Below are 22064 nucleotides of genomic sequence, written 5' to 3'. Positions count from 1 at the left end.
TAGAGAGCGAAGTGAAAAATATGCAGTCAAAATTCAACCGGCTGCGGAGTTAAATTTCATCGACTCACGAAATTGAATTTTTCTTCCATAATCTTGGCTCATATGGAACCTATTTCGCTGGATGCAATAGATCTGCGCCTACTCGATGCGCTGCAGCGCGACGCATCGCAAACCAACCAGCGCCTTGCCGCCGACGCCGGCATCTCGCCGCCCACCTGCCTGCGCCGCGTCCAGCGCCTGCGGCAGCAAGGACTGATCGAGCGGCAGGTTGCCCTGCTCTCGCCCGACCGGCTGGCGGCAGTGCTGGGGCACGGACTGCAGGCGGTGGTCGAAATTTCGCTCGACCGGCAGGATGCGGCAGCGCTCGACGCCTTCGAGGCGCGCGTGATCGCCGACGATGCCGTGCAGCAGTGCTGGCGCGTGTCACCCGGACCCGATTTTGTGCTGGTGGTGGCCGCCCGCGACATGCCGGACTACGGCGCGCTGGCCCAGCGGCTCTTCACCGCCGATGCCAATGTGCGCAACGTCAAGGCCTTCTTCAGCCTCAAGCGCGCGAAGTTCGAACCCAGGCTGCCGCTCACGCCTCCCGCGCCCTGACCGCGCGGCGCGGCGCGATCACGCCTTCGGCTTCTTCTGTGGACGCTTCCAGTTCGAAAAGCTCACGGGCTTGCTGCGCGCCACCGTCAGCGCGCCGGGCTCGGTCGACTTGTTGACCGTGGAGCCGCCGCCGATGGTGCCCCCGGCGCCGATGGTGACCGGCGCCACCAGCACGCAGTTGCTGCCCACGTGCACGTCGTCCTCGATGACGGTGCGGTGCTTGTTGGCGCCGTCGTAGTTGGCGGTGATGCTGCCCGCGCCGTAGTTGACACGCCGGCCCACGCTGGCGTCGCCCAGGTACGCCAGGTGGTTGGCCTTGGCGCCGTCGGCAAGGGTCGAGTTCTTGACCTCGACGAAGTTGCCGATGTGCACCTCGGTGCCCAGTTGCGCGCCCGGCCGCAGCCGCGCGAACGGGCCGACGAGCGAGCGTTCGCCCACGGTCACGCCGGCCTTCTCGCCGTCGATGTGGGTGAAAGGGTGGATCACCGCGCCCGCTTCGATGCGCGCATTGGCAATCACGCAGTTCGCGCCGATGCGCACGCCTTCGCCCAGGTACACCGCGCCTTCGAACACGCAGTTGACGTCGATCTCGACGTCGGCCTCGCAGGCCAGCGTGCCGCGCAGGTCGAAGCGCGCGGGGTCCGCAAGCCGCACGCCTTGCGCCATCAGCGCATCGGCCTGGCGCAGCTGCCACGCGCGCTCCAGCGACGCCAGTTGCGCGGGGCTGTTGATGCCGGCCACCTGCAGCGCATCGGCGATGACATGCGCGACCACGGGCACCCCGTCGGCGGCGGCCAGCTTGACGATGTCGGTGAGGTAGTACTCGCCCTGCGCATTGCGGTTGTCCAGCCGTGCGAGCCAGCCCTTGAGCAGGCCTGCGGGCACCGCCATCACGCCGCTGTAGATCTCGCGGATCTGGCGCTGTGCCTCGGTGGCGTCCTTCTGCTCGACGATGGCCGTGACGTCGCCGGCCCCCTCGCCTTCGGCCCGCACGATGCGGCCGTAGCCGGTGGGATCGCCGAATTCGATGGTCAGGAGCGCGAGCCGCTGGCCCGCGCTGGCCGCGATCAGCGCGCGCAGCGTGTCCTCGCCGATGAGCGGCACGTCGCCCGACAGCACCAGCACCGTGCTGTCGTCGGGCAGCAGCGGGACCGCCTGCTGCACCGCGTGGCCGGTGCCCAGCTGAGGCTCCTGCCGCGCGAACTGCAAGGTGGCGCCCACGGCGCTGGCCGACATGGCCGCCTCGACCTCGTCGGCGCCGTGGCCGGTGACCACGACCACATGCCGGGCGCCGATGCGCGCGGCGGTATCGGTCACGTGCGCGAGCAATGCACGCCCGGCCAAACGATGCAACACTTTGGGCAGCCTGCTTTTCATGCGCGTGCCTTTGCCGGCCGCCATGATGACGACGTCGACCGGTCCCTGGTTGTCTTGCGGAATCTGATTCATGCTTCTTTCTACCCGAATGCGTTGCGCCAACACGGCGCGAATTATCGGCTTGCTGCTGCTGGCCGCCGCGCTGGGTGCGTGCAGCGCGGTCAAGCTCGCCTACAACAATCTTCCCGAGGTGAGCTATTGGTGGCTCGACGCCTACGTCGACTTCGACGGCTCGCAAACGCCCAAGGTGCGCGACGAGCTCGCGCAGCTGCTGGCCTGGCACCGGCAGAACGAACTGCCCCGGGTGCTCGGCCTGCTGCAGGAAGCGCAGATGCTGGCGCCAAGGGAAGTGACCGCGGCCCAGGCCTGCCGCATGGCGGACGAGATACGCGAGCGGCTGCTGGCCGTGGCCGAGCGCGCGGAGCCCGCCGGCACCGAACTGGCGCTGAGCCTGGGCGAGGCGCAGCTGCGGCAGCTGGAACGCAAGTACGCGAAGAACAACGCCGACTACCGCAAGGAATGGCTCAGCCGCAGCGCGGCCGAGGTCCAGGAGAAGCGCTACGACAAGTTCGTCGAGCGGCTGGAAGACTTCTACGGCCGTCTGACCGCGGACCAGCGCGACATGGTACGGCGGCAGGTGGCGCAATCGGTGTTCGATCCGCGGCTCGCGGATGCCGAGCGCCGCAAGCGCCAGCAAGAGGCGCTGCAGCTGCTGCGCGGCTTCAACGCCGCCCCGCCGCCGGCGGCCGAGGCCCGTGCCGCCATCCATGCCTATGTGATGCGCATCGCCGACCCGCCGCCGGGCCCCTGGCGTGAGCACCAGCAGGCCTTGCTGCAGGAAGGCTGCCGCAACCTGGCTGCCTTGCACAACGCCACCAGCGCAAGCCAGCGCGAACAGGCGGTGCGCCGGCTGCAGGCCTACCAGGACGATCTGAGGCAGCTGGTGGCCGCGCGCTGATCGCCCCGCAACGGCTGCGGTTGCGCCGCTAGATCAGCGGCGTCGGTCGCATCGGGCGCTCGAAATAGTCGCCGAGCGTTTCGAGCGCATGGGGTTCGAGGATGCGCAGCCAGCCGGCGTCGAGCTTGTAGAGCCCGAGGGCCTGGAGCTTGCGCAGCGTCTTGTTGGTGTGCACCAGCGAGAGCCCCAATGCATCGGCCAAATGCTGCTGGTTGAACGGAAACTCGACCCAGCCGTCGCGCTCCATGCCCACGCGCTGGGCCCGGCGGTACAGGTGCATCAGCAGCATGGCCACGCGCTCGCTCGCGTTGCGGCGGCCGGCGGTGACGAGGTTGTCGTCCACCATTTTTTCCTCGCGCGCGGCCAGCCAAGTGATGTCGTAGCCCAGCTTCGGGTGCGCATGGAACAGTTCCCAGAGCCGGTCGCGCGAGAACGCGCAAAGGGTGGTGTCGGTGACGGCCTCGACGCCGTGGGTCTGGCCCTCGGAAAACTCGTCCTGCAGGCCGATGAAATCGCCCGGCAGCAGGAAATTGAGGATCTGGCGCCGCCCGTCGCTCAGCGTCTTGTAGCGAAAGGCCCAGCCGGCATAGAGCGTGAACAGGAAGGGGCTCGGCCGATGCTCCTCGACGATCGCGCTGCCCGCCGGCACGCGGCGGGAGCCGACGCGGAACGACTCGATGGTCTTGCGTTCTTCCGGCGTCCCCGGCAGGAAGGCCTCGAGCGTGCGCAATGCACAGTCGTCGCAGGGGTTGGCCCCCTGGGGCGGCGAAGCGGGGGGTGAATAGTCCTCGAATCTCACGCGCCACTATAGGCTTTTCGCCTGTGTCTTTTTACATTTCGCAGGGGCCGGCAGGTTCATAGACTTTGCACGTTTTCCGCCCCCCGACCGCATGACCGAAGAACACGCCCTTCACGAGATCTTTTACTGCAGCATGCTCACGCAGGACCTGCCGCCCGCCACGGTCGGCTCGATCGTGACCCAGGCCCGCGCGCGCAATGCCCAGCAGCGCATCACCGGCCTGCTGGTTTTCGACGGCCTGCGCTTCTGCCAGCACCTGGAGGGACCGCTGGGCGCCGTGGAATCCCTGATGCACCGCATCGCCCAGGACCCGAGGCACACGGCCGTGAAAGTGGTCTACCGCGGCCCGCTGGCGGCACGCCGCTACACCGGCTTCGGCATGGGGCTGGCCGAAAGCGAGGGCCCCGATCTCATGGCCGGTGTGCATGCGCTGGAAGGCGAAACCGCGCTGAAGCACTTCCTGGCGCTGCGGCCCAGCTTCGACATCAACGCCTGAAAAGAAAAAAGGCGGCCGAAGCCGCCTTTCCGTCTGTGGGAAACCAGGCGCTCAGGCCGGATCCCACGAGTAGGTGGCACCGTAGCCGTCCCACGCTTCCATGACGATGCGCTGGCCGGCGGCCACGGTCATCGACTCGCCCGGTGCCAGCACCAGGTCTTCGCTGGGCTGGGCCGAGGTGGCATCCGGCGTGATCCACACGCGGCCCTGCCTGACGCGCAGCACGCTGGCCGACCGCGCCTTCAGGCTCATGGCCTCGCCGGGCGCGATCTGCCAGGCGCCACGGCGCACGGCCGGCGGAACGGCGGCAGCGGTGCGGGTGGGCGCGAGAGAGGCGAGCGATGGGTTGGTGCAGACGGCGGTGGACATGATGAAACTCCTTGGGCGTTGCCGAAGTGCGATGGCACAGACGGAGGCAATAGCGCAGTTCGGGAATGAATGATCGTTTTTGCGCCGTTGGCAGTCCAATGAAAACGAGGTAGCCTACTGATTCCGAATCCGCATCAATCGAATCGGCGCCCGCCGCCCCTCCTCCCATGCAGCATTCCCAGACCCACCTGCGCTCCCGGCCCATCTCGGCGGGCCACCTGCGCGCCTTCGAGGCGGTTGCCCGGCACCTGAACTTCCGTGCCGCCGCCGAGGAAATGGCGCTCACCCAGTCGGCCGTGAGCCGACAGATCCAGTCGCTGGAGGAAGAAGTGGGCGTGGCGCTGTTCCTGCGCCACACGCGGGCGGTGGAGCTCACGAGCGCGGGTGCGCAGCTGCTGCTGGCGGTGCAGCAGTCGCTGCCGCGCATCGATACCGCCGTGCGCCAGATCCGCCAGAGCGCGGGGCGCAAGAGCGTGTCGCTCACCACGTTTGCGTCTTTCGCATCGATGTGGCTGATCCCCCGGCTGGAGGCGTTCCAGCGCGACAACCCGGAGATCGACATCCGCATCGATGCCAGCGACGTGGCGGTCGACCTGGACGTGGCCGACGTGGACATCGCCCTGCGCTACGGCCCGCGCGAAGCCATGCCCGCCACGGCCGTGCGCCTGTTCGGCGAAACGCTCACGCCGGTGGCCAGCCCCTGGCTGCTGAAGAGCAGCCCGCCCATCAAGACCCCGGCCGACATCGCCAATTTCACGCTGATCGAGGCCGGCGACGCGCACCGCACGCACCTCGAATGGCTGACCTGGCGGCGCTGGTTCGAAGTGAATGGCATGGAGCGCGCGCAGCCCAGGCGCTGGCTCTATTTCAACTATGCCTACCAGATGGTGCAGGCCGCGCTCACCGGCCAGGGCGTGACGCTGGCGCGCAGCTCGCTCATCGCCGAAAGCCTGGCCAACGGCGACCTGGTCGAGGTGCTGCCGCAGCACCGCATGGATTCGCCGATGGGCTACTGGCTCATTGCCGGGCCACGCAACGCGCTGCGACCCGAAATCCGGGCGTTCTGGGACTGGCTGCAGAGCCAGGCCGTGACCACGCGCGAGACCATCGGCGAGGTGCCCGATCCGGACACGGTCGACAACATCGACTGAAGGCAGTCAGGACATTGGCCAGACCACGCCGTTGTCGTTGAGGATCGCGTCCAGCGGCAGGTCGTGCGGCCCGGGCTCGAAGTCTTCGAGAAAGCCGTTGGTGAAACCCAGCCCCACGGTGAAGGGCCGCGGCTCCAGCGCCGCCAGCGTGCGGTCGTAGAAGCCGCCGCCATAGCCCAGCCGATAGCCGCCGGCGCTGTAGCCCACGCAGGGCACGAACAGCAGCGTCGGCACGATCAGCTCGGTGTCCTTGGGCTTGGGAATGCCGTAGGCGTCTTCCTCCATCTGGCAGCCCGGGTACCAGGCATGGAAAGTCAGCGTCTTGTGCACCTTGTTCATCACCGGCAGCCCGATGCGGCGGCGCTGCGGCTCTTCGATCAGTTCGCCGTCTTCCTTCCAGCGATGCAGCGCGGGAAGCGGATCGAACTCGCCTTTGATCGGCCAGTAGGCGCCGATCACGGTTTCGGGCCGGCCGACCAGCCAGATCCGCATGACCCGCTGCAGCAGATCCGCCCTGGCAAGGCGGTCCGGCATGGCGAGGCGCTGCTCGATCAGTGCTTTTCTCACCTGATCCTTGAGAAAACCCGTGGTCGCCGAGGTGTCGGCATCCTTTGACTTGTCCATAATCCCCCGATGCAGTTCCCAAGCATTTTGGCATCCATGCGCCATCGCCCGCGCCGCGCCGCGCCCGCACACGTTTTTTCGGCCGTCCTGGCTGCGGCCGCCCTGCTTTCGCAGCAGCCGGCCAGCGCGCAGACCAACACCAACGATGACGTGGTGATCCAGATGAAGCAGGCGTTCCAGCGCGGCGACAAGGGCCGCCTGGCCGCCCTGCTGCCGCAGGCGCGCGGCCACGCGCTCGAACCCTGGGCCGCCTACTGGGAGCTCAAGGCCCGCCTGCAGGAGGCGTCGGCCAGCGAGGTGCAGGACTTCTTCGCACGCTATCCCGGCACCTACCAGGAAGACCGCCTGCGCAACGACTGGCTGCTGCTGCTGGGCCAGCGCCGCGACTGGGACGGCTTCTCTTCGGCAGTGGCAGGCTTTCGCATGGGCGACGACCCGCAGGTGCGCTGCTACGCCGTGCTGGTCGAGGCCCTGCGCTCCGGCAACGCCACGCAGGCGCAGGCCGACGAAGTCCGCCGCAGCTGGTACAGCCAGAAAGAGGCGGACGACGGCTGCCTCACCGCCGCCGACCGCATGGTCGCGGCCCGCCTGATGACGACCAACGACGCCTGGAAGAAGGCGCGCCTGGCGATGGAGGCCAATCGCCCGCAGGCCGCACGCGGGGCCGTGACCATCGCCGCGCCCGATGCGCTGCCGCTGTTCGAAGAGCTCAACGCCAGCGCGGCCAAGTTCCTGACGGGCCGCGCCTTCGTGGCCGCCAAGTCGCGCAAGGAACTGGTGGTGCTGGCGCTCATCAAGGTGGCCATGGCCGACCCGGACCAGGCCGCCTCGCAGCTCGACAGCAAATGGGGGCCGATGCTGTCGGCCGAAGAGCGCAACTGGCTCTGGGGCACCATCGGCCGGCAGGCAGCGGGCAAGCTGTCCCCGCTGGCCGGCAGCTACTTTGCCAACGTCACGAAGAACGGCGACCTGTCCGACGACATGCTCGGCTGGCGCGTGCGCGCCGCGCTGCGCGCCGGCCAATGGAAGGAAGTGGCGCCCGCCATCAATGCGATGAGCGACACCGCCCAGCAGGAGCCGACATGGGTCTACTGGAAGGCGCGCGCCCTTGCCGCGGCGGGCGGCGACGAGCGCCGGGCCCAGGCGCGCGAGCTCTACCAGAGCATTGCCGGCACCCGCGGCTTCTACGAGATGCTGGCACTCGAAGAACTGGGCCAGCGCACCGTGGTGCCCACGCGCCCCGCACCGCTCACGCCCGAGGAAAAGAACGCCGCGCGCAGCAACATCGCGCTCAACCGCGGGCTCTATGCCATTGCCATCGGCCTGCGGGCCGAAGGCACGCGCGAATGGAACTACGCCACCAACCTGCACGACAAGGGCGGCATGGACGACCGCGCGCTGCTGGCCGCGGCCGACTTCGCCTGCCAGCGCGAGGTGTGGGACCGCTGCATCAACACCAGCGAGCGCACCAAGGGCGTGATCGACGCGGAGCAGCGCTTCCCCATGCCGTTCCACGACACCGTGCTGCGCAAGAGCCAGGACATCGGGCTCGACCCGGCCTACGTCTACGGCCTGATCCGCCAGGAAAGCCGCTTCATCATGGATGCACGCTCGGGCGTGGGCGCCTCGGGCCTGATGCAGGTCATGCCGGCCACCGCGCGCTGGACCGCGCGCAAGATCGGCATGAACGACTTCACGCCGGGGCAGATCAACGACCGCGAAACCAACATCACCATCGGCACCAACTACCTGAAGCTCGCGCTCGACGATTTCGACGGCTCCATGGCGCTGGCCGCCGCCGCCTACAACGCCGGCCCCGGCCGGCCGCGCAGCTGGCGCAACGGCCCGGTGGTCGAAGCCGCGATCTGGGCCGAGAACGTGCCCTTCAACGAAACCCGCGACTACGTGAAGAAGGTGCTCGCCAACACCACCAACTACGCCGCGCTGATCAGCGGGCGCCCGCAATCGCTGAAGGAACGCCTCGGCCGGGTCGGCCCGCGCGATGCCTCGGAACCGGAGCCCAACAAGGACCTGCCCTGAGATGAGCTGGGGCACCGAGGTCCTGGACACCGTCGCGGCCGAGTTCTCGGACGTGGGCGACGTCGCCCAGCTCACGCGCATCATGGTCCGCCTGATGCTGGCGGCGGTGCTCGGCTTCATGCTGGGCTTCGAGCGGGAGCAGCAAGGCAAGGCGGCGGGCGTGCGCACCCACATGCTGGTGGCCATCGGCTCGGCATTGTTCGTGCTCATTCCGCAGCAGACCGGCATCGTGCCGGCCGACATGAGCCGCGTGATCCAGGGCCTGGTGGCCGGCGTGGGCTTCCTGTGCGCCGGCACCATCCTCAAGCAGGGCAAGGACGAGCACCAGGTGCAAGGCCTCACCACCGCGGCGGGCCTGTGGATGACGGCCGCCATCGGCATGGCCTGCGGGCTCGGCCGAGAGGTCACGGCGGTGCTCAGCGCGCTGTTGGCGCTGGCGGTGCTCTCGCTGGTACCGCGGCTCGTGAACCTGATCGAGCGCATCACCGGGCCGGCGCGCACCGACGGCAAGGACGACGGCGCGCCCCGCGTGATCGCCTCGCCCGAGGACACGCCGCCGCGCTGAAGCCGGGCGGAGGGCCCCGCGCCGCATCAATCCGCGCGGGCTTCGGCATCAATCCACACGCGCGGCCGCGCTAGCATCGAGGGTTCTCATCCGAACCGCGGGACTCCACGATGCGCAAGCTCTACATCGGCAACAAGAACTACTCGTCATGGTCCATGCGGCCATGGGTGCTCATGAAGCAGGCCGGCATCCCTTTCGACGAGGTGAAGGTGCGCTTCGACTCCTTCGAGGCCAATTCGCAGTTCAAGAACACCATCGGCAAGCTCAACCCCGTCGCCAAGGTGCCGGTGCTGGTCGATGGCGACCTGGTGGTGTGGGACACGCTGGCCATTGCCGAGTATCTGGCCGAGACTTTCCCGGACAGGCCGCTGTGGCCTCGCGCGGTGGCCGACCGGGCCCGCGCCCGCAGCATCTGCGCGGAGATGCATTCGGGCTTCGGCAACCTTCGCACCCTGTGCGGCATGAACATCGAGGCCTCGCTGCCCGAAGTCGGCGCGCGGCTCCTGAAGGACAACCCGGGCCTGCAGGATGAAATGAACCGCATCGTGCAGATGTGGACCGGCCTGCTCGAAGCCCATGGCGGCCCGATGCTGTTCGGCGAGTTCGGCATTGCCGATGCCTACTTCGCGCCCGTCGGAACGCGCATCAAGACCTACGGGCTGCCGGTGACGCCGGCCGTGTCGGCCTACATCGAGCGCGTGCAGGCCCTGCCCGGCGTCAAGGCCTGGATCGACGATGCACTGGCCGAGAAGGATTTCCTGCAGTTCGAAGAGGCCTACCGCACCGGACGCTGAGAGCCCGGGCAACCGCGCGGCCCGGCGCATTCCCTACACTGGGCGCATGAAAACCTATCTCGTCGGCGGTGCGCTGCGCGACCGGCTGCTCGGACGGCCGGTGTCGGACCACGACTGGCTGGTGGTGGGCGCCACGCCCGAAGAGATGGTCTCGCGCGGCTACCTGCCCGTGGGGCGCGACTTTCCGGTGTTCCTGCACCCTCGCACGCGCGAGGAATACGCCCTGGCGCGCACCGAACGCAAGAGCGCTCCGGGCTATCGGGGCTTCACCGTCCACGCCTCGCCCGACGTCACGCTGGAGCAGGACCTCGCCCGGCGCGACCTCACCGTCAATGCCATTGCGCTGCCGGCCGAGTTCGTGCGGGCCGATGGCAGTTTCGAGCCCGATCCCGACCGGCTCGCCGATCCCTTCCATGGCCGGCGCGACCTCGAAGCGCGGCTGCTGCGCCACGTCACCGACGCCTTCCGCGAAGACCCGGTGCGCATCCTGCGGGTGGCCCGTTTCGCGGCGCGCTTCGACGATTTCTCGGTCGCGCCCGAAACCATGGCCTTGATGCGCGAGATGGTCGCGGCCGGCGAAACCGGTGCGCTGGTGGCCGAACGCGTCTGGCAGGAACTGGCGCGAGGCCTGATGGAAACGCGGCCGTCGCGCATGTTCGAGGTGCTGCGTGCGTGCGGCGCCCTCGCCGTGCTGCTGCCCGAGGTCGACCGGCTCTGGGGCGTGCCGCAGTCGGCGGAACATCATCCGGAAGTGGACACCGGCGTGCACCTGATGATGGTCCTCGACACCAGCGCGAGGCTCCAGGCGCCGCTTGCGGTGCGCTTCGCCTGCCTGATGCACGACCTGGGCAAGGGCACGACCGATCCCGCCGAGCTGCCGCGCCATCCGGGCCACGAGAAACGCAGCGCCGAACTGCTGCACGCGGTGTGCGACCGCTGGCGCGTGCCGGTCGACGTCCGCGAGCTGGCCGAGGTGGTGGCGCGCGAGCACGGCAACGTCCATGGCAGCGGCCCGCTGGACGCGGCGGAACTGGTGCGCCTGCTGGAGCGCTGCGACGCCTTCCGCAAGCCGGCGCGCTTTGCCGACGTGCTGCTGGCCTGCGAGTGCGATTCGCGCGGCCGCCTCGGCTTCGAGGACCAGGCCTACCCGCAGCGCGGGCGGCTGCTCACGGTGCTCTCCGCGGCGGCCGGCGTGGCGACCGATGCGGTGGCGCGCAAGGCGCAGCAGTCGGGCGCCGCCGGGCCGCAGATCGGCGAGGCGATCCACCGCGCACGGGTCGAGGCCGTGGCAGCATTGCCGGGCTGAGCCGGGTCCGCCATCCGGTCCTCCGCGGGCGGGATTGCGCTGCGTGCGGGGCTTTGGCCGACACGGGAAATGCCTTGCCCGTGCTATGGTTTTCACCAATGCCAATGTCCTCTCAGATGCCTCCCCCGCTGGACCGGGATACCGCCCTCTTCCTCGACTTCGACGGCACACTGGTCGCGCTTGCGCCCACCCCCGAAGCCATCGAGGTTCCTCCTGCGCTGGTGGGGCTGCTCGAAGACCTGCGCGACCAGCTCGGCGGGGCCCTGGCCGTGGTGTCGGGCCGCCAGATCGACGCCATCGACCGCTTCCTCGCGCCGCTGCGGCTGCCCGCCGCCGGCGAACACGGCGTGCAGCGCCGCGACCCAGAGGGCCGCATGCAGGAACAGCACGCGCCCGACCTCATGCCCATCCTGGACATCGCCAACGAGCTGGCGCGCGTACATGAAGGCCTGCTGGTCGAACGCAAGCACGCGGCCATTGCGCTGCACTACCGCCTGGCGCCGCAGCTGGAGGCCGTGTGCAGGGACGCCATGTCGCGCGCCATTGCGGGCCGGCCGCAGCTGGAGCTGATGCACGGCAAGTTCGTGTTCGAGGTCAAGCCCACGGGCATCAACAAGGGGATTGCCATCGAGGCCTTCATGAACGAGGCTCCGTTTGCCGGGCGCAAGCCGGTCTTCGCGGGCGACGACACCACCGACGAGAGCGGCTTCGCCGTGGTGCAGCCGCGCGGCGGGATCGGCATCAAGGTGGGCTCGGGTCCGAGCCTGGCGCTGCACCGGCTCGAATCGCCGCGCGCCGTCTTCGAATGGCTGGTGCAGCTGCGCGACCACCTGGCCGCGCCCGAACACAAGAAAGAAGCGACCCCGAGGAGCCCCGAATGACCGAGCTGCAACTGTCCAAGGCACCCGAAGACCGCGCGGGAACCTCCCTTTCCGGCGCGGCCAGGCCCGCCGGGCCCGCGCCGGTCGATGCCAAGGCCGCGGCGCAGGGGGCGCCGCGCGGCTTCGGGCCGCCGGCCGAGCCCTCGCTCAACGTCGGCGTGATCGGCAACTGCGCCTACAGCGCGCTCATCGACGCGCGTGGCCGCGCCGTGTGGTGCTGCCTGCCGCGCTTCGACGGCGACCCGGTGTTCAACGCCCTGCTGCATCCCGGCGAGGACGCCGGCGCATGGGCCATCGAGATCGAGGACTTCGCCTCCAGCAAGCAGTGGTACGAGCCCAATACCGCGGTGCTGCGCACGCAGCTCTTCGACAGCACCGGCCAGGGCATCGAGATCACCGACTTTGCGCCGCGCTTCTATAGCCGCTCGCGCTACTTCCGGCCGCTCATGATGGTGCGCCGCGTGCGGCCCATCGCCGGCGCGCCGCGCATCCGCGTGTCGCTCGACCCGCGCTTCCAGTGGGGCGCCACGGCGCCGCTGGAGGTCACGCGCGGCAGCAACCACATCCGCTACGTGGGGCCGGACGTGACGCTGCGGCTCAACACCGATGCGTCGATCTCGCACATTCTTTCGCGCCAGCCCTTCGTGCTCTCGCGCGAGTACAACTTCATGTTCGGCGTCGACGAGACGCTGCTCGACGGCATCGCCGACACTGCGCGCAGCTTCGAGCAGGAAACCATTTCCTACTGGCGCACCTGGAGCAAGCGGCTGGCCATTCCGTTCGAATACCAGGACGCGGTGATCCGCGCGGCCATCACGCTCAAGCTCTCGCTCTACGAGGACACGGGCGCCATCGTCGCGGCCATGACCACCAGCATTCCGGAGGCGCCGGGCAGCCAGCGCAACTGGGACTACCGCTACTGCTGGCTGCGCGACGCCTTCTTCGTGGTGCGCGCGCTCAACTCGCTGAGCGAAGTCGGCACCATGGAAGACTACCTGCGCTGGCTCGGCAACGTGGTGATCGGTTCGCACGGCGAGCACATCCAGCCGCTGTACGGCATCGGGCTGGAGCGCGAGCTACCCGAGTCGATGGTCGATGGCCTCCAGGGCTACCGCGGCATGGGCCCGGTGCGCGTGGGCAACCAGGCGCAGGAGCATTTCCAGCACGACGTCTACGGCAACATCGTGCTCGGCGCGGCGCAGGCCTTTCACGACCACCGCCTGCTGGCCCGCGCGGGCGTGGCCGAGTTCCCGCACCTGGAAGCCGTCGGCGAACAGGCGATCCGCGTCTACGGCACGCCCGATGCCGGCATGTGGGAGCTGCGCACCCGCGCCCGCGTGCACACCAGCTCGGCACTGATGAGCTGGGCGGCCTGCGACCGGCTGGCCAAGATCGCGCGCGCACTGGAGCTGCCCGAGCGCGCCGCGTACTGGCATGGCCATGCCGCGCGCATGAAGGAAGAAATTCTCGAGAAGTCATGGTGCGAGGAGCGCCAGGCCTTTGCCGAAAGCTTCGGCGGCCATGAACTCGACGCCAGCATCCTGCTGATGGTGGAAGTGGGCCTGATCGACGCGCGCGACCCGCGCTTCATCTCCACCGTGGACGCCATGGAAAAGTCGCTCTGCGACGGCCCCTACATGCGCCGCTACGAAGCGGCCGACGACTTCGGCAAGCCCGAGACCGCCTTCAACATCTGCACCTTCTGGCGCATCGACGCGCTCGCCAAGATCGGACGCAAGGCCGAGGCCCGGCAGATCTTCGAGACCATGCTGGCGGCGCGCAACCCCCTGGGCCTGCTGTCGGAAGACACGCATCCGGTCACCGGGGAGATGTGGGGCAACTTCCCGCAGACCTACTCGATGGTGGGCATCATCAACGCGGCCGTGCGGCTGTCGGCGCCGTGGGACTCGTGCATATGAGCGCGGCGCGGGGGGTGCACCCATGAGCCGGCTCGTCGTTGTTTCCAACCGCGTGGCGGACCCGCGCAAGCCGGCGGCCGGCGGCCTGGCCGTCGCGCTCGGCGAAAGCCTGCAGCAAAGCGGCGGCCTCTGGTTCGGATGGAGCGGCCAGATCGTGGAGGACGGGCCCACGGGCGAAGGCGAGCTGCACAGGCTGCAGGCCGGCAAGGTCACGCTCGCCACCATCGACCTGAGCCGCGAGGACCACGACAGCTACTACCTGGGCTACAGCAACGACGTGCTGTGGCCGGTGTTCCACAACCGGCTGGACCTGGCGCATTTCGAGGCCGGCTTCATCGGCGGCTACCGGCGCGTGAACCAGCTGTTCGCGCGCAAGCTGATGCCGCTCCTGAAGCCCGACGACATCATCTGGATCCACGACTACCACCTGATGCCGCTCGCGGCCGAGCTGCGCGCCATGGGCTGCACGCAGCGCATCGGCTTCTTCCTGCACATCCCGCTGCCGCCGCAGATCATCATCGCGGCCGTGCCGCAGCACGAATGGCTCATGCGCTCGCTGTTCTCCTACGACCTGATCGGCTTCCAGGCGCAGCAGGACGTGCAGCATTTCGAGCACTACGTGCGCAACGAGGCACATGGCGAATACATCGGCGACGACATGTACCGCGCCTACGGGCAGACGGTGCGCTGCAGCGCCTTCCCCATCGGCATCGACGTCGACGAGTTCGCGGCGCTCACCCATGGCAAGGAGTCGCGCGACATGTTCGAGACCATGAAGCGCGAGTATTCGCAGCGCCGGCTGCTGCTGGGCATCGACCGGCTCGACTACTCCAAGGGCATCCCGCAGCGGGTGCGGGCGTTCCGCGAACTGCTCGCCAACTACCCCGAGAACCGGCGCAGCGCCACGCTGATCCAGATCGCATCGCCCACGCGCGAAACGGTCGATGCCTACGGCGACATCCGGCGCGAGCTGGAATCGCTGTGCGGCGCCATCAACGGCGACTACGGCGAGCTCGACTGGATGCCGGTGCGCTACATCCACCGCATGGTGGCGCGCAAGCGCGTGCCGGGGCTGTGCCGCGCCGCGGCCGTCGGGCTGGTGACGCCGCTGCGCGACGGCATGAACCTGGTCGCCAAGGAATACATCGCGGCGCAGGACCCGGCCGATCCCGGCGTGCTGGTGCTGTCGCGCTTTGCCGGCGCGGCCGAGCAGCTGAAGGAAGCGCTGCTGGTGAATCCGTACGACACGCACGGCACGGCAGAAACCGTGCAGCAGGCGCTGCAGATGCCGCTCGAGGAGCGGCGCGAGCGGCACCAGAAGCTGCTGTCGCGCATCCGCGAGCAGGACATCCACTGGTGGCGGCGCAGCTTCCTCGACGCGCTGCGCCACGCCGCGAGCCAGCGCTAGCTGTGAAGCGTCAAGAGGTTGTTTCTTGACGAGTTGATTCTGGAGATGGGCGCGACGCCGCCGATGCCGCTGTGCGGGCGATGCCAGTTGTAGTGGTGCTGCCAGCTTGCCAGGGCATCGGTTCGATGGGCTGAGTTCTGGTAGGTCCAGCCGTAGGCCCACTCTCGCAACGCGGACTGGATGAACCTCTCGGCCTTGCCATTGGTCTGCGGCCGGTAGGGGCGCGTGAAGCTGTGCTTGATGCCCAGTTCCGTGCAGGTTGCCCTGAACTCGCGCGAGCGAAACGCTGGGCCGTTGTCCGTGAGCAACCGCTTGACGATGATGCCCAGGCGGGCGTAATAGGCCACCGCATTGCGCAGGAACAGGACCGCCTGCGCTTGCTTCTCGTCCGGGTGCATGGCGGTGAATGCCAGCCTGGCGTGGTCGTCGATGGCCACGAACAGCGTCTCCCAGCCAGCGCCGTCGACCGAGTCGCGCCGGTTTCCTGTGACACGGTGGCTGGGCCGCACGATGCGCCCAAGCTTCTTGGTGTCGATGTGCAGCAGATCGCCGGGCGCCTCGTGCTCGTAGCGGACAACGGCCTCGACGGGCACCAGGTCGCTCAACTTGGACATGCCCGCTCGCGCCAGGACGCGACTGACCGTGGACTCCGAGACGCCTACGCTGCGTGCGATGCGAGCCTGCAGCATCCGGCGTTTGCGCAGCTCGACGATGAGCAAGGCCTTGCCTGCATCGATGGCCCTGGGCGAGCGCGTGGGCCTGGAGGATGCATCGGCCAACGCGGCTTCGCCGCCGGCCAGATAGCGACCGAGCCACTTCCTGGCCGTTGGCGCAGTGACGCCGTGTGCGGCTGCGGCTCGCACGGCATCCAGGCCTTCCAAGGTCATCTGTTTGACCATCTCGATTCGGCGGGCAAAGGTAAGTCGGGCATGCTTATGGGTGTTCATCCGGTTGGGCGTCCTGAGTGGATTGGGTGTTTGGCGACTTCCAGTCTCTCAAACCCAATCCGGATGAACACCGGATACAACCTATTGAAGCTTCACAGCTAGCCAGCCCGCGCTTCAAGCGCCGGTCAGGAGCCGCACCAGCCGCATCACGGGCCGGGCCTCTGCGGACCGGACGGCCGGTGCCGGTGCCGGTGCCGGCGCTTGGTGCGGCGCATGCACGCGCAGCCGCACCGGCGAGAGCGCCAACAGCTCGATCCAGCCGCCCCGCCCCAGGCGATGCACGTCGCCTTCGGCCAGCACGCTCTTCACGGTGAACACGGTGTCGCCGAACCATGAAGGCGGAGACACGAGCTGGGCGCGGCCCTCCAGCATCTGGAGCCAGGTCGCGGGATCGAGCGCGATGCGCAGGGCTTCCCCAGGTTGCAGGGCGACGGTGTCGGGCAGGTGAAGGGGCGTGGTGGTGGGCATGGCGCGGCTTTCGGGTTGGGTGCAGCCATCGTAGGAATTCAAGCGCTCCCGAAACAGGCACACGCCAGGTCGATTCGCACCGGAACAGCGGGCGGCACAGCGCATCTGTTATGGTCGTTTTCCTTAGCAACTGCATCTGTTTTTGGATGCGCGATCGGGGGAGCATCGACGCCATGGACTCGCTACCGCTCTACCGGCAACACGCAGCGCACTATGTGGACGCGATCCACACCGGCTCGCTCAAGCAAGGCGACAAGCTGCCCTCGCTGCGCAGCCTCATGCGCCTGCACGGCATCAGCCTCTCGACCGCGCTGCAGCTGTGCCGCACCATGGAGAGCGACGGATGGGTCGAGGCGCGCGACCGCTCGGGGTACTTCGTGCGCCGCCCGAAGCGGCTCGCAATTGCACCGCTGGACGAGCCGGCCGTGGGCCTCGCGCCCGATCCGGCGCAGTACGTGGGCATCCACGCCAAGGTCTCCGATTTCGTCGCGCGCCGGCGGCAGATTCCCGAGAAGCTCAACCTCTCGATCGCACGCGGCGCACCCGAGCTGTACCCTGCCGAGGCGCTGCGCAACGCAATGACGCGCTTGCTGCGCCAGCAGCCCGAGATGCTCACGGTCGCCTCGCCGCTCAAGGGCCACCGGCCGTTCCGCGAAGTGCTCGCGCAGCGCAGCCTGCGCGTGGGCATGGCGATTTCTCCGGAAGACATCCTGGTCACCAACGGCTGCATCGAGGCCCTCAACCTCGCGCTGCGCGCCGTGGCGCAGCCGGGCGACACGGTGGCGGTGGAGTCGCCCACTTTCTACGGCCTCTTGCAGGTGCTCGAGAGCCTGGGCATGCGCGCGCTGGAGATCCCGACCAGCCCGCAGACCGGCCTCTCGATCGAGGCGCTGGAGCTGGCCATCGGCACCTACGACAACATCAAGGCGGTGGTGGTGGTGCCGCATCTTCAGAACCCGCTCGGCAGCGTGATGCCCGATGCCCACAAGGCGCGGCTTGCGCAGCTGTGCGAGCGGCACGCGATCCCGCTGATCGAGGACGACACCTACAGCGAACTCGTCGACGCCCCGACCCCGCCGCGCGCGCTCAAGTCGTGGGACGCCAGCGGCAACGTGATCCACTGCGCCTCGCTGCACAAGATCCTTGCGCCTGGCCTGCGGCTGGGCTGGATCGCCGCCGGACGCTGGCAGGCGCGGGTGGAAATGCTCAAGTTTGCGCAGACGCGCAACAACGAAGGGCTCTCGCAGGGCGCGGCGGGCCTCTTCATGGGCACCGGCGCCTACGACCGCCATCTGCGCCATCTGCGCGGCTGCCTCAAGACGCAGCGCGAGCAGACCGCCGATGCGATCGCCAGCCATTTTCCCGCGGGCACGCGCATCAACCTGCCGCCCGGCGGCTTGCAGCTGTGGGTGGAACTCCCGGAGCGCCTTTCGTCTTCACGGGTCTTCGATGCGGCGCTCGCGGAGCGCATCGTGGTGGCGCCGGGCACGCTGTTTTCCAACTCCTCGCGCTTCGACCACTGCCTGCGCATCAATTGCGGCTGGCCCTATGGCGAGGCGGTGGACACCGGCCTCAGGCGCCTGGGCCAGATCGTCGGCATGCTGGCCCGCGAAGCCGCTGCACCGTCGCCGCCTGCTGCTGCCGCCCGGCCGCTGCAGGCGCGCCGGATTCAGTCCAGGAGCGCCAGGGCGGCGTAGTCGCCGACCTTCTCGCCGAGCCCGGCGGGCACCAGCATCACGCCGCGCGTGAGCGGCGTCAGCTTGCCGTCGACCTGCGCCTGCAGCCGCGGCAGCAGGAAGTCGCGGTGGTGCCAGAAAACGCTGCCGCCCAGGCTGATGCGCTGGAGATCGAGCGTGGCGACGAGGTTGTAGAGCATCCGGCCGATGACGCGGCACAACTCATCGACGATCCCCAGGGCGTGCGGCTCGCCGCTCGACGCGGCCGCGAACAGGTCGGGCGCGGGTTGGCCGAAGCGGCGCGCAATGGAGTTGCCCGCCACCAGCGCTTCCACATCGCCGTGGTTGCCGCAGCCGCAGAGCGCGCCGCTCGCGTCGTCGGCCACGAAGCTGTGGCCCGCGTGCCCGGCGTTGCCGTTCTTGCCGCGCAGCGCGCGGCCGTCGACGCACAGGCCCACACCCACGCCGGTGCTCCACGTGACGTAGGCGCAGTGGTCCAGGCCCTGGAGCGCGCCCCAGTGGCGCTCGGCCTCGAGCGCGGCCACGGCATCGTTCTCGACCCGCACGCTGCCGAAGCGCCGGGCCAGCGGTGCCTCGAGGACCGCGCTCATCCAGTTGTTGGGCAGGCCGCGCGCGGGGCCCGCAATGCCGCCGCAGATGTTGGGTGTGGCCAGTTCCACCATGCCGCCGCGCAGTTCGAACGGGCCCGCCGACGAGACGCCCACGCGGTCGATGGCGTCGGGCGCCACGCCCTGCTCGGCGCAGACCTCCTCGATCATCCGGATGATCTGCACGGCGACGGCATCGTTGTCGCCGGTCTTGGCGGTCGGCTCGCTGCGGCGGCCGACCAGTGGCGCATCGCTCGAGGCGGAAAGGCTCACGGCCACCTTGGTGCCGCCGATGTCTACGCAGGCTCTCATCGCGTGGTTCTTCTCTTTTCGGACAGGGGGTTCATCGGTGCGGTGCGCGCTAGATGAAGCGCGCCACCAGCGCGGCGATCATGCTGAGCACCAGGGTGCTGGAGATCGGCAGCTGCCAGTGGCGGCCGAATGCGCGGAACTCGAAATCGCCCGGCAGCCGCCCGAAGCCGAACCGGCGCAGCCATGCCGTGAGGCCGCTCATGAGCACCAGGGCAAGGACGACGACGATCAGCCAGCGGAACATGGAAGCAGTCTAGGACGCTTCAGGCCGCCGCTGCCAGCATGGCCATTGCCTGGCTGTGGAGTTCGGGCGTGGCCGCGGCGATCACGCGGCCGTCGGAGGCCAGGCCCAGCGGCTTGCCTTCCCAGTCGGTGATGACACCGCCCGCGGCCTCGATCAGGCCCGCCGGGCCGAGGTAGTCGTAGGGCTGGAGGCCGGTTTCCACCACCAGGTCGATGGTGCCGCCGGCCAGCTGCGCATAGCCGTAGCAGTCGCCGCCGAAGCGCCGCATGGCGCACTGCCGGCTCAGGCGGTCGAAGGCCTGCCAGTCGGCCGGTGCAAAGATGTCGGGCGAGGTGGTGACGATGCGCGCCTGCCCCACCGCGGTGCAGCCGCTCGCGCGCACCGGCTGCCCGTTGCGCGTCGCGCCCTGGCCGGACTGGCCGATCCAGCGCTCCTTGAGCACCGGCATGTCGACCATGCCGAGCACCACGCGCGGGCCTTGCAGCACGCCGATTAATGTGCCCCACAGCGGCGATCCGGTGATGAAGCTGCGCGTGCCGTCGATCGGGTCGAGCACCCAGACGCGACTGGCATCGAGCCGCTCGAGGCCGTGCTCTTCGCCGAAGATGCCGTCGGCCGCGGCGCGCTCTGCCAGGATCTCGCGCATGGCGGTTTCGGCTGCGCGGTCCGCCAGCGTGACGGGGCTCGCGTCGGCCTTGGTGACGATGTCCAGCGGCGTGCGGAAGTAGTGCATCGATTGCGCGGAGGCCGCGTCGGCCAGCGCATGGGCAATCGACAGGAGATCGGGGATCGGGGGGCTCATGGAAAACTCACGCGTGCCAAAAAACAGCAATTAGACCCGAGCCGGACCGGTTTGACATGCCGGGTGCCCTGGCCCTAGCATGGTCCGGAACTCCTCTTTTTCCATGCCGACCTCCTTCCGATTTCTTCGCACCGCCCTGCTCGCCCTCCTCTTGGGGGCCGTGGCCGCGCTGGCGCAGGCCACGCCTTCCGCATCGGAGCAGAAGCTCATCGACGCGCTGATCCTGCGCGTGTCGAACATGAAGACCATGACCTTCATGCGCAATGGCGACGAGCACAGCGCCGCCGATGCCGCCAAGCACATGAAGGCCAAGTTCGACCACTTCAAGGACGAGATCGTCACCGCGGAAGACTTCATCGACCGCTGCGCCTCGCGCTCCGAGATGACGGGCAAGCCCTACCAGGTGAAGCTGCATAACGGCGCCGTGAAGGACGCGCAGGAGTTCCTCAACGCCGAGCTGCGCACGCTGCGCAAGGGCAACGGCTAGCCCGTTTCAGAACGGCGTATCGCCGGCCACCGTGGTGCGGTTCAGGCGGCGGCGCAGGTGGTCGGGCGTGCCGGCCGCCAGGTGCATCAGGGATCGGTTGTCCCAGAACACCAGGTCGTGCGGCGCCCAGTGGTGGCGGTACACGAAATCGGGCTTCACGCTGTGCGCGAACAGCGCGGCCAGCAGCACATCGCTTTCATCCTGCGGCAGCCCGACGATGCGCGTCGTGAAATGCTCGCTGACGAACAGCGCCTTGCGGCCCGTCTCGGGATGCGTCCGCACGACCGGCTGCACGGCGGGCGTGACCTGGTCGATCTGCGCCTGCGACAGCTTGGGCCGCCACGGGTTCCTGGCGCGCAGCTCGTCGTACTTGGCAAGGTAGCTGTGCTCCGCCTTGAGCGGCAGGATGCGCTGCTGCAACGCCGGGTCCAGCGCTTCCCAGGCCAGGTGCTGGTCGGCGAAGAGCGTGTCGCCGCCTTCGCTGGGCAGCTCCTGCGCATGCAGCAGCGAGCCGAGGCTCGGCTGGGGCTTGTACGAGATGTCCGAGTGCCAGTAGACACCCGCGTCGCCCAGCCCGATGGGCTCGCCGTTCTCCTTGATGTTGCTGACGATCAGGATCTCGGGATGGTCCTTCAGGTGGAACTGGTGCAGCACATGGATTTCGAGCGCGCCGAAGCGGCGGCTGAAATCGATGTGCTCGGCCGGAGTGATCTGCTGGTTGCGGAATACCAGGACGTGGTGGTCGAGGTGCGCGCGGTGGATGCGGGCGAAATCCTCGTCGTTGATGGGCTTGGAGATGTCCAGGCCCAGGATTTCTGCGCCTACAGGGGCGGGGAAGGGGCGCACTTCGAAGTGCTGCGCGGGGGCTTCTGTCTTTGGGGAAGCGGTCATACCGCCAATGTAGGTTGACTGAGGTGGTTTCTCAACGAAATCCTCGTTGGTAGCTTATTTGCCGTTGTCGGTTGTTTGGGTTCCGAGGCCGGGACTCGCCCCGGCGGGCGACTCACTTTCTTTGCTTCGCCAAAGAAAGTAAGCAAAGAAAGGCGACCCCTGCTGTCTGCGTCCCTTCGCTGCGCTACGGGCAGCCTTCGCTCCCGCTCGGCCCCAACTCAACAGTGGCCGAGCGAAGCAAAGGCCCGTGTGATTCCCCCGCCCCTCTGTATGCGCCGAGGAGCGCAGGGTTTCGCGGATCAGGGCTCGCAGCTGTTTGAGCGAAGCGAGTTCTGCGAGACCCCG

The 22064-nt window shown here is 68.5% G+C and carries 23 protein-coding genes; 13 read left to right on the top strand and 10 right to left on the bottom strand.

What is annotated here, in order from left to right; genetic code table 11:
* Nucleotides 1-102 precede the first annotated feature (102 nt).
* Nucleotides 103-597 (top strand): Lrp/AsnC family transcriptional regulator, encoded by a 495-nt coding sequence (locus ABID97_RS06635; RefSeq protein ID WP_354397736.1) that lies wholly within the window; start codon nucleotides 103-105, stop codon nucleotides 595-597.
* 18 nt (nucleotides 598-615) lie between these two features.
* On the opposite strand, the gene glmU is transcribed toward ABID97_RS06635, so the two are convergent.
* Complete coding sequence (gene glmU / locus ABID97_RS06630; protein ID WP_354397735.1) at nucleotides 616-2046, bottom strand: bifunctional UDP-N-acetylglucosamine diphosphorylase/glucosamine-1-phosphate N-acetyltransferase GlmU; 1431 nt, start codon at nucleotides 2044-2046, stop codon at nucleotides 616-618.
* Between glmU and ABID97_RS06625 the strand changes: the two genes are divergently transcribed.
* On the top strand, nucleotides 2045-2932 hold the full coding sequence (locus tag ABID97_RS06625; RefSeq protein ID WP_354397734.1) for a DUF6279 family lipoprotein: 888 nt from the start codon (nucleotides 2045-2047) through the stop codon (nucleotides 2930-2932). The genes glmU and ABID97_RS06625 overlap by 2 nt on opposite strands.
* Before the next feature lie 28 nt (nucleotides 2933-2960).
* On the opposite strand, the gene ABID97_RS06620 is transcribed toward ABID97_RS06625, so the two are convergent.
* Nucleotides 2961-3731, bottom strand: a complete 771-nt coding sequence (locus ABID97_RS06620; protein WP_354397733.1) for a Crp/Fnr family transcriptional regulator — start codon at nucleotides 3729-3731, stop codon at nucleotides 2961-2963.
* A 91-nt stretch (nucleotides 3732-3822) separates the two neighbouring features.
* On the opposite strand from ABID97_RS06620, the gene ABID97_RS06615 reads away from it, so the two are divergent.
* Entirely contained in the window at nucleotides 3823-4227 is a 405-nt protein-coding gene (locus ABID97_RS06615; RefSeq protein WP_354397732.1) for a BLUF domain-containing protein, read from the top strand.
* Between the two features lie 51 nt (nucleotides 4228-4278).
* Here ABID97_RS06615 and ABID97_RS06610 read toward each other — a convergent pair whose 3' ends face one another.
* Entirely contained in the window at nucleotides 4279-4596 is a 318-nt protein-coding gene (locus tag ABID97_RS06610) for a DUF2917 domain-containing protein (RefSeq protein WP_354397731.1), read from the bottom strand.
* A 167-nt stretch (nucleotides 4597-4763) separates the two neighbouring features.
* Here ABID97_RS06610 and ABID97_RS06605 point away from each other — a divergent pair, with 167 nt between their 5' ends.
* On the top strand, nucleotides 4764-5747 hold the full coding sequence (locus tag ABID97_RS06605; protein WP_354397730.1) for a LysR substrate-binding domain-containing protein: 984 nt from the start codon (nucleotides 4764-4766) through the stop codon (nucleotides 5745-5747).
* Nucleotides 5748-5753: 6 nt separating this feature from the next.
* Here the strand turns inward: ABID97_RS06605 and ABID97_RS06600 are convergent, their stop codons facing one another.
* Nucleotides 5754-6371 (bottom strand): 5-formyltetrahydrofolate cyclo-ligase, encoded by a 618-nt coding sequence (locus ABID97_RS06600; RefSeq protein WP_354397729.1) that lies wholly within the window; start codon nucleotides 6369-6371, stop codon nucleotides 5754-5756.
* A gap of 36 nt (nucleotides 6372-6407) precedes the next feature.
* On the opposite strand from ABID97_RS06600, the gene ABID97_RS06595 reads away from it, so the two are divergent.
* The 7 genes from ABID97_RS06595 to otsA all read left to right on the top strand — a co-directional run bounded on the left by ABID97_RS06595 (nucleotide 6408) and on the right by otsA (nucleotide 15284).
* Nucleotides 6408-8411, top strand: a complete 2004-nt coding sequence (locus tag ABID97_RS06595; RefSeq protein WP_354397728.1) for a lytic transglycosylase domain-containing protein — start codon at nucleotides 6408-6410, stop codon at nucleotides 8409-8411.
* Nucleotide 8412: 1 nt separating this feature from the next.
* Nucleotides 8413-8976, top strand: coding sequence for an MgtC/SapB family protein (locus tag ABID97_RS06590; protein WP_354397727.1), 564 nt, complete (start codon nucleotides 8413-8415; stop codon nucleotides 8974-8976).
* A gap of 110 nt (nucleotides 8977-9086) precedes the next feature.
* Complete coding sequence (locus ABID97_RS06585; protein WP_354397726.1) at nucleotides 9087-9770, top strand: glutathione S-transferase family protein; 684 nt, start codon at nucleotides 9087-9089, stop codon at nucleotides 9768-9770.
* A gap of 46 nt (nucleotides 9771-9816) precedes the next feature.
* Nucleotides 9817-11076 carry a multifunctional CCA addition/repair protein gene (locus tag ABID97_RS06580; protein ID WP_354397725.1) on the top strand — a complete coding sequence of 420 codons (1260 nt, stop codon included), beginning with the start codon at nucleotides 9817-9819 and terminating at the stop codon, nucleotides 11074-11076.
* A gap of 104 nt (nucleotides 11077-11180) precedes the next feature.
* Nucleotides 11181-11957, top strand: a complete 777-nt coding sequence (gene otsB, locus ABID97_RS06575) for a trehalose-phosphatase (protein ID WP_503012753.1) — start codon at nucleotides 11181-11183, stop codon at nucleotides 11955-11957.
* Nucleotides 11954-13876, top strand: a complete 1923-nt coding sequence (locus ABID97_RS06570; RefSeq protein ID WP_354397723.1) for a glycoside hydrolase family 15 protein — start codon at nucleotides 11954-11956, stop codon at nucleotides 13874-13876. The genes otsB and ABID97_RS06570 overlap by 4 nt, the downstream gene beginning before the upstream one ends.
* Nucleotides 13877-13898: 22 nt before the next feature.
* Nucleotides 13899-15284: an alpha,alpha-trehalose-phosphate synthase (UDP-forming) gene (gene otsA / locus ABID97_RS06565; protein ID WP_354397722.1), complete on the top strand. Its 1386-nt coding sequence runs from the start codon at nucleotides 13899-13901 to the stop codon at nucleotides 15282-15284.
* On the opposite strand, the gene ABID97_RS06560 is transcribed toward otsA, so the two are convergent.
* Nucleotides 15281-16231, bottom strand: a complete 951-nt coding sequence (locus ABID97_RS06560) for an IS481 family transposase (RefSeq protein ID WP_354397721.1) — start codon at nucleotides 16229-16231, stop codon at nucleotides 15281-15283. The two genes, otsA and ABID97_RS06560, sit on opposite strands and share 4 nt — an antisense overlap.
* 114 nt (nucleotides 16232-16345) lie before the next feature.
* Nucleotides 16346-16699, bottom strand: a complete 354-nt coding sequence (locus ABID97_RS06555; protein ID WP_354397720.1) for a hypothetical protein — start codon at nucleotides 16697-16699, stop codon at nucleotides 16346-16348.
* A 173-nt stretch (nucleotides 16700-16872) separates the two neighbouring features.
* On the opposite strand from ABID97_RS06555, the gene ABID97_RS06550 reads away from it, so the two are divergent.
* Nucleotides 16873-18396, top strand: coding sequence for an aminotransferase-like domain-containing protein (locus ABID97_RS06550; RefSeq protein ID WP_354397719.1), 1524 nt, complete (start codon nucleotides 16873-16875; stop codon nucleotides 18394-18396).
* Here ABID97_RS06550 and ABID97_RS06545 read toward each other — a convergent pair.
* From ABID97_RS06545 to hisN, 3 genes are read right to left on the bottom strand one after another with little or no spacing between them, the layout of a single operon-like run.
* Nucleotides 18369-19295, bottom strand: a complete 927-nt coding sequence (locus ABID97_RS06545) for an ROK family protein (RefSeq protein ID WP_354397718.1) — start codon at nucleotides 19293-19295, stop codon at nucleotides 18369-18371. The two genes, ABID97_RS06550 and ABID97_RS06545, sit on opposite strands and share 28 nt — an antisense overlap.
* 49 nt (nucleotides 19296-19344) lie before the next feature.
* A complete protein-coding gene (locus ABID97_RS06540) occupies nucleotides 19345-19539 on the bottom strand; it encodes a DUF2905 domain-containing protein (RefSeq protein ID WP_354397717.1) in 195 nt (64 codons plus the stop codon).
* A 19-nt stretch (nucleotides 19540-19558) separates the two neighbouring features.
* On the bottom strand, nucleotides 19559-20341 hold the full coding sequence (gene hisN, locus ABID97_RS06535; RefSeq protein WP_354397716.1) for a histidinol-phosphatase: 783 nt from the start codon (nucleotides 20339-20341) through the stop codon (nucleotides 19559-19561).
* A gap of 103 nt (nucleotides 20342-20444) precedes the next feature.
* Here hisN and ABID97_RS06530 point away from each other — a divergent pair, with 103 nt between their 5' ends.
* Entirely contained in the window at nucleotides 20445-20828 is a 384-nt protein-coding gene (locus tag ABID97_RS06530) for a DUF5329 family protein (protein ID WP_354397715.1), read from the top strand.
* Between the two features lie 6 nt (nucleotides 20829-20834).
* On the opposite strand, the gene ABID97_RS06525 is transcribed toward ABID97_RS06530, so the two are convergent.
* Nucleotides 20835-21719, bottom strand: coding sequence for a TauD/TfdA dioxygenase family protein (locus ABID97_RS06525; protein ID WP_354397714.1), 885 nt, complete (start codon nucleotides 21717-21719; stop codon nucleotides 20835-20837).
* Nucleotides 21720-22064 lie beyond the last annotated feature (345 nt).

This window comes from Variovorax sp. OAS795, assembly GCF_040546685.1.
Lineage (GTDB): Bacteria > Pseudomonadota > Gammaproteobacteria > Burkholderiales > Burkholderiaceae_C > Variovorax.
The sequence above is the reverse complement of the archived record's forward strand: the minus strand, read 5'-3'. Positions and strand labels throughout refer to the sequence as shown.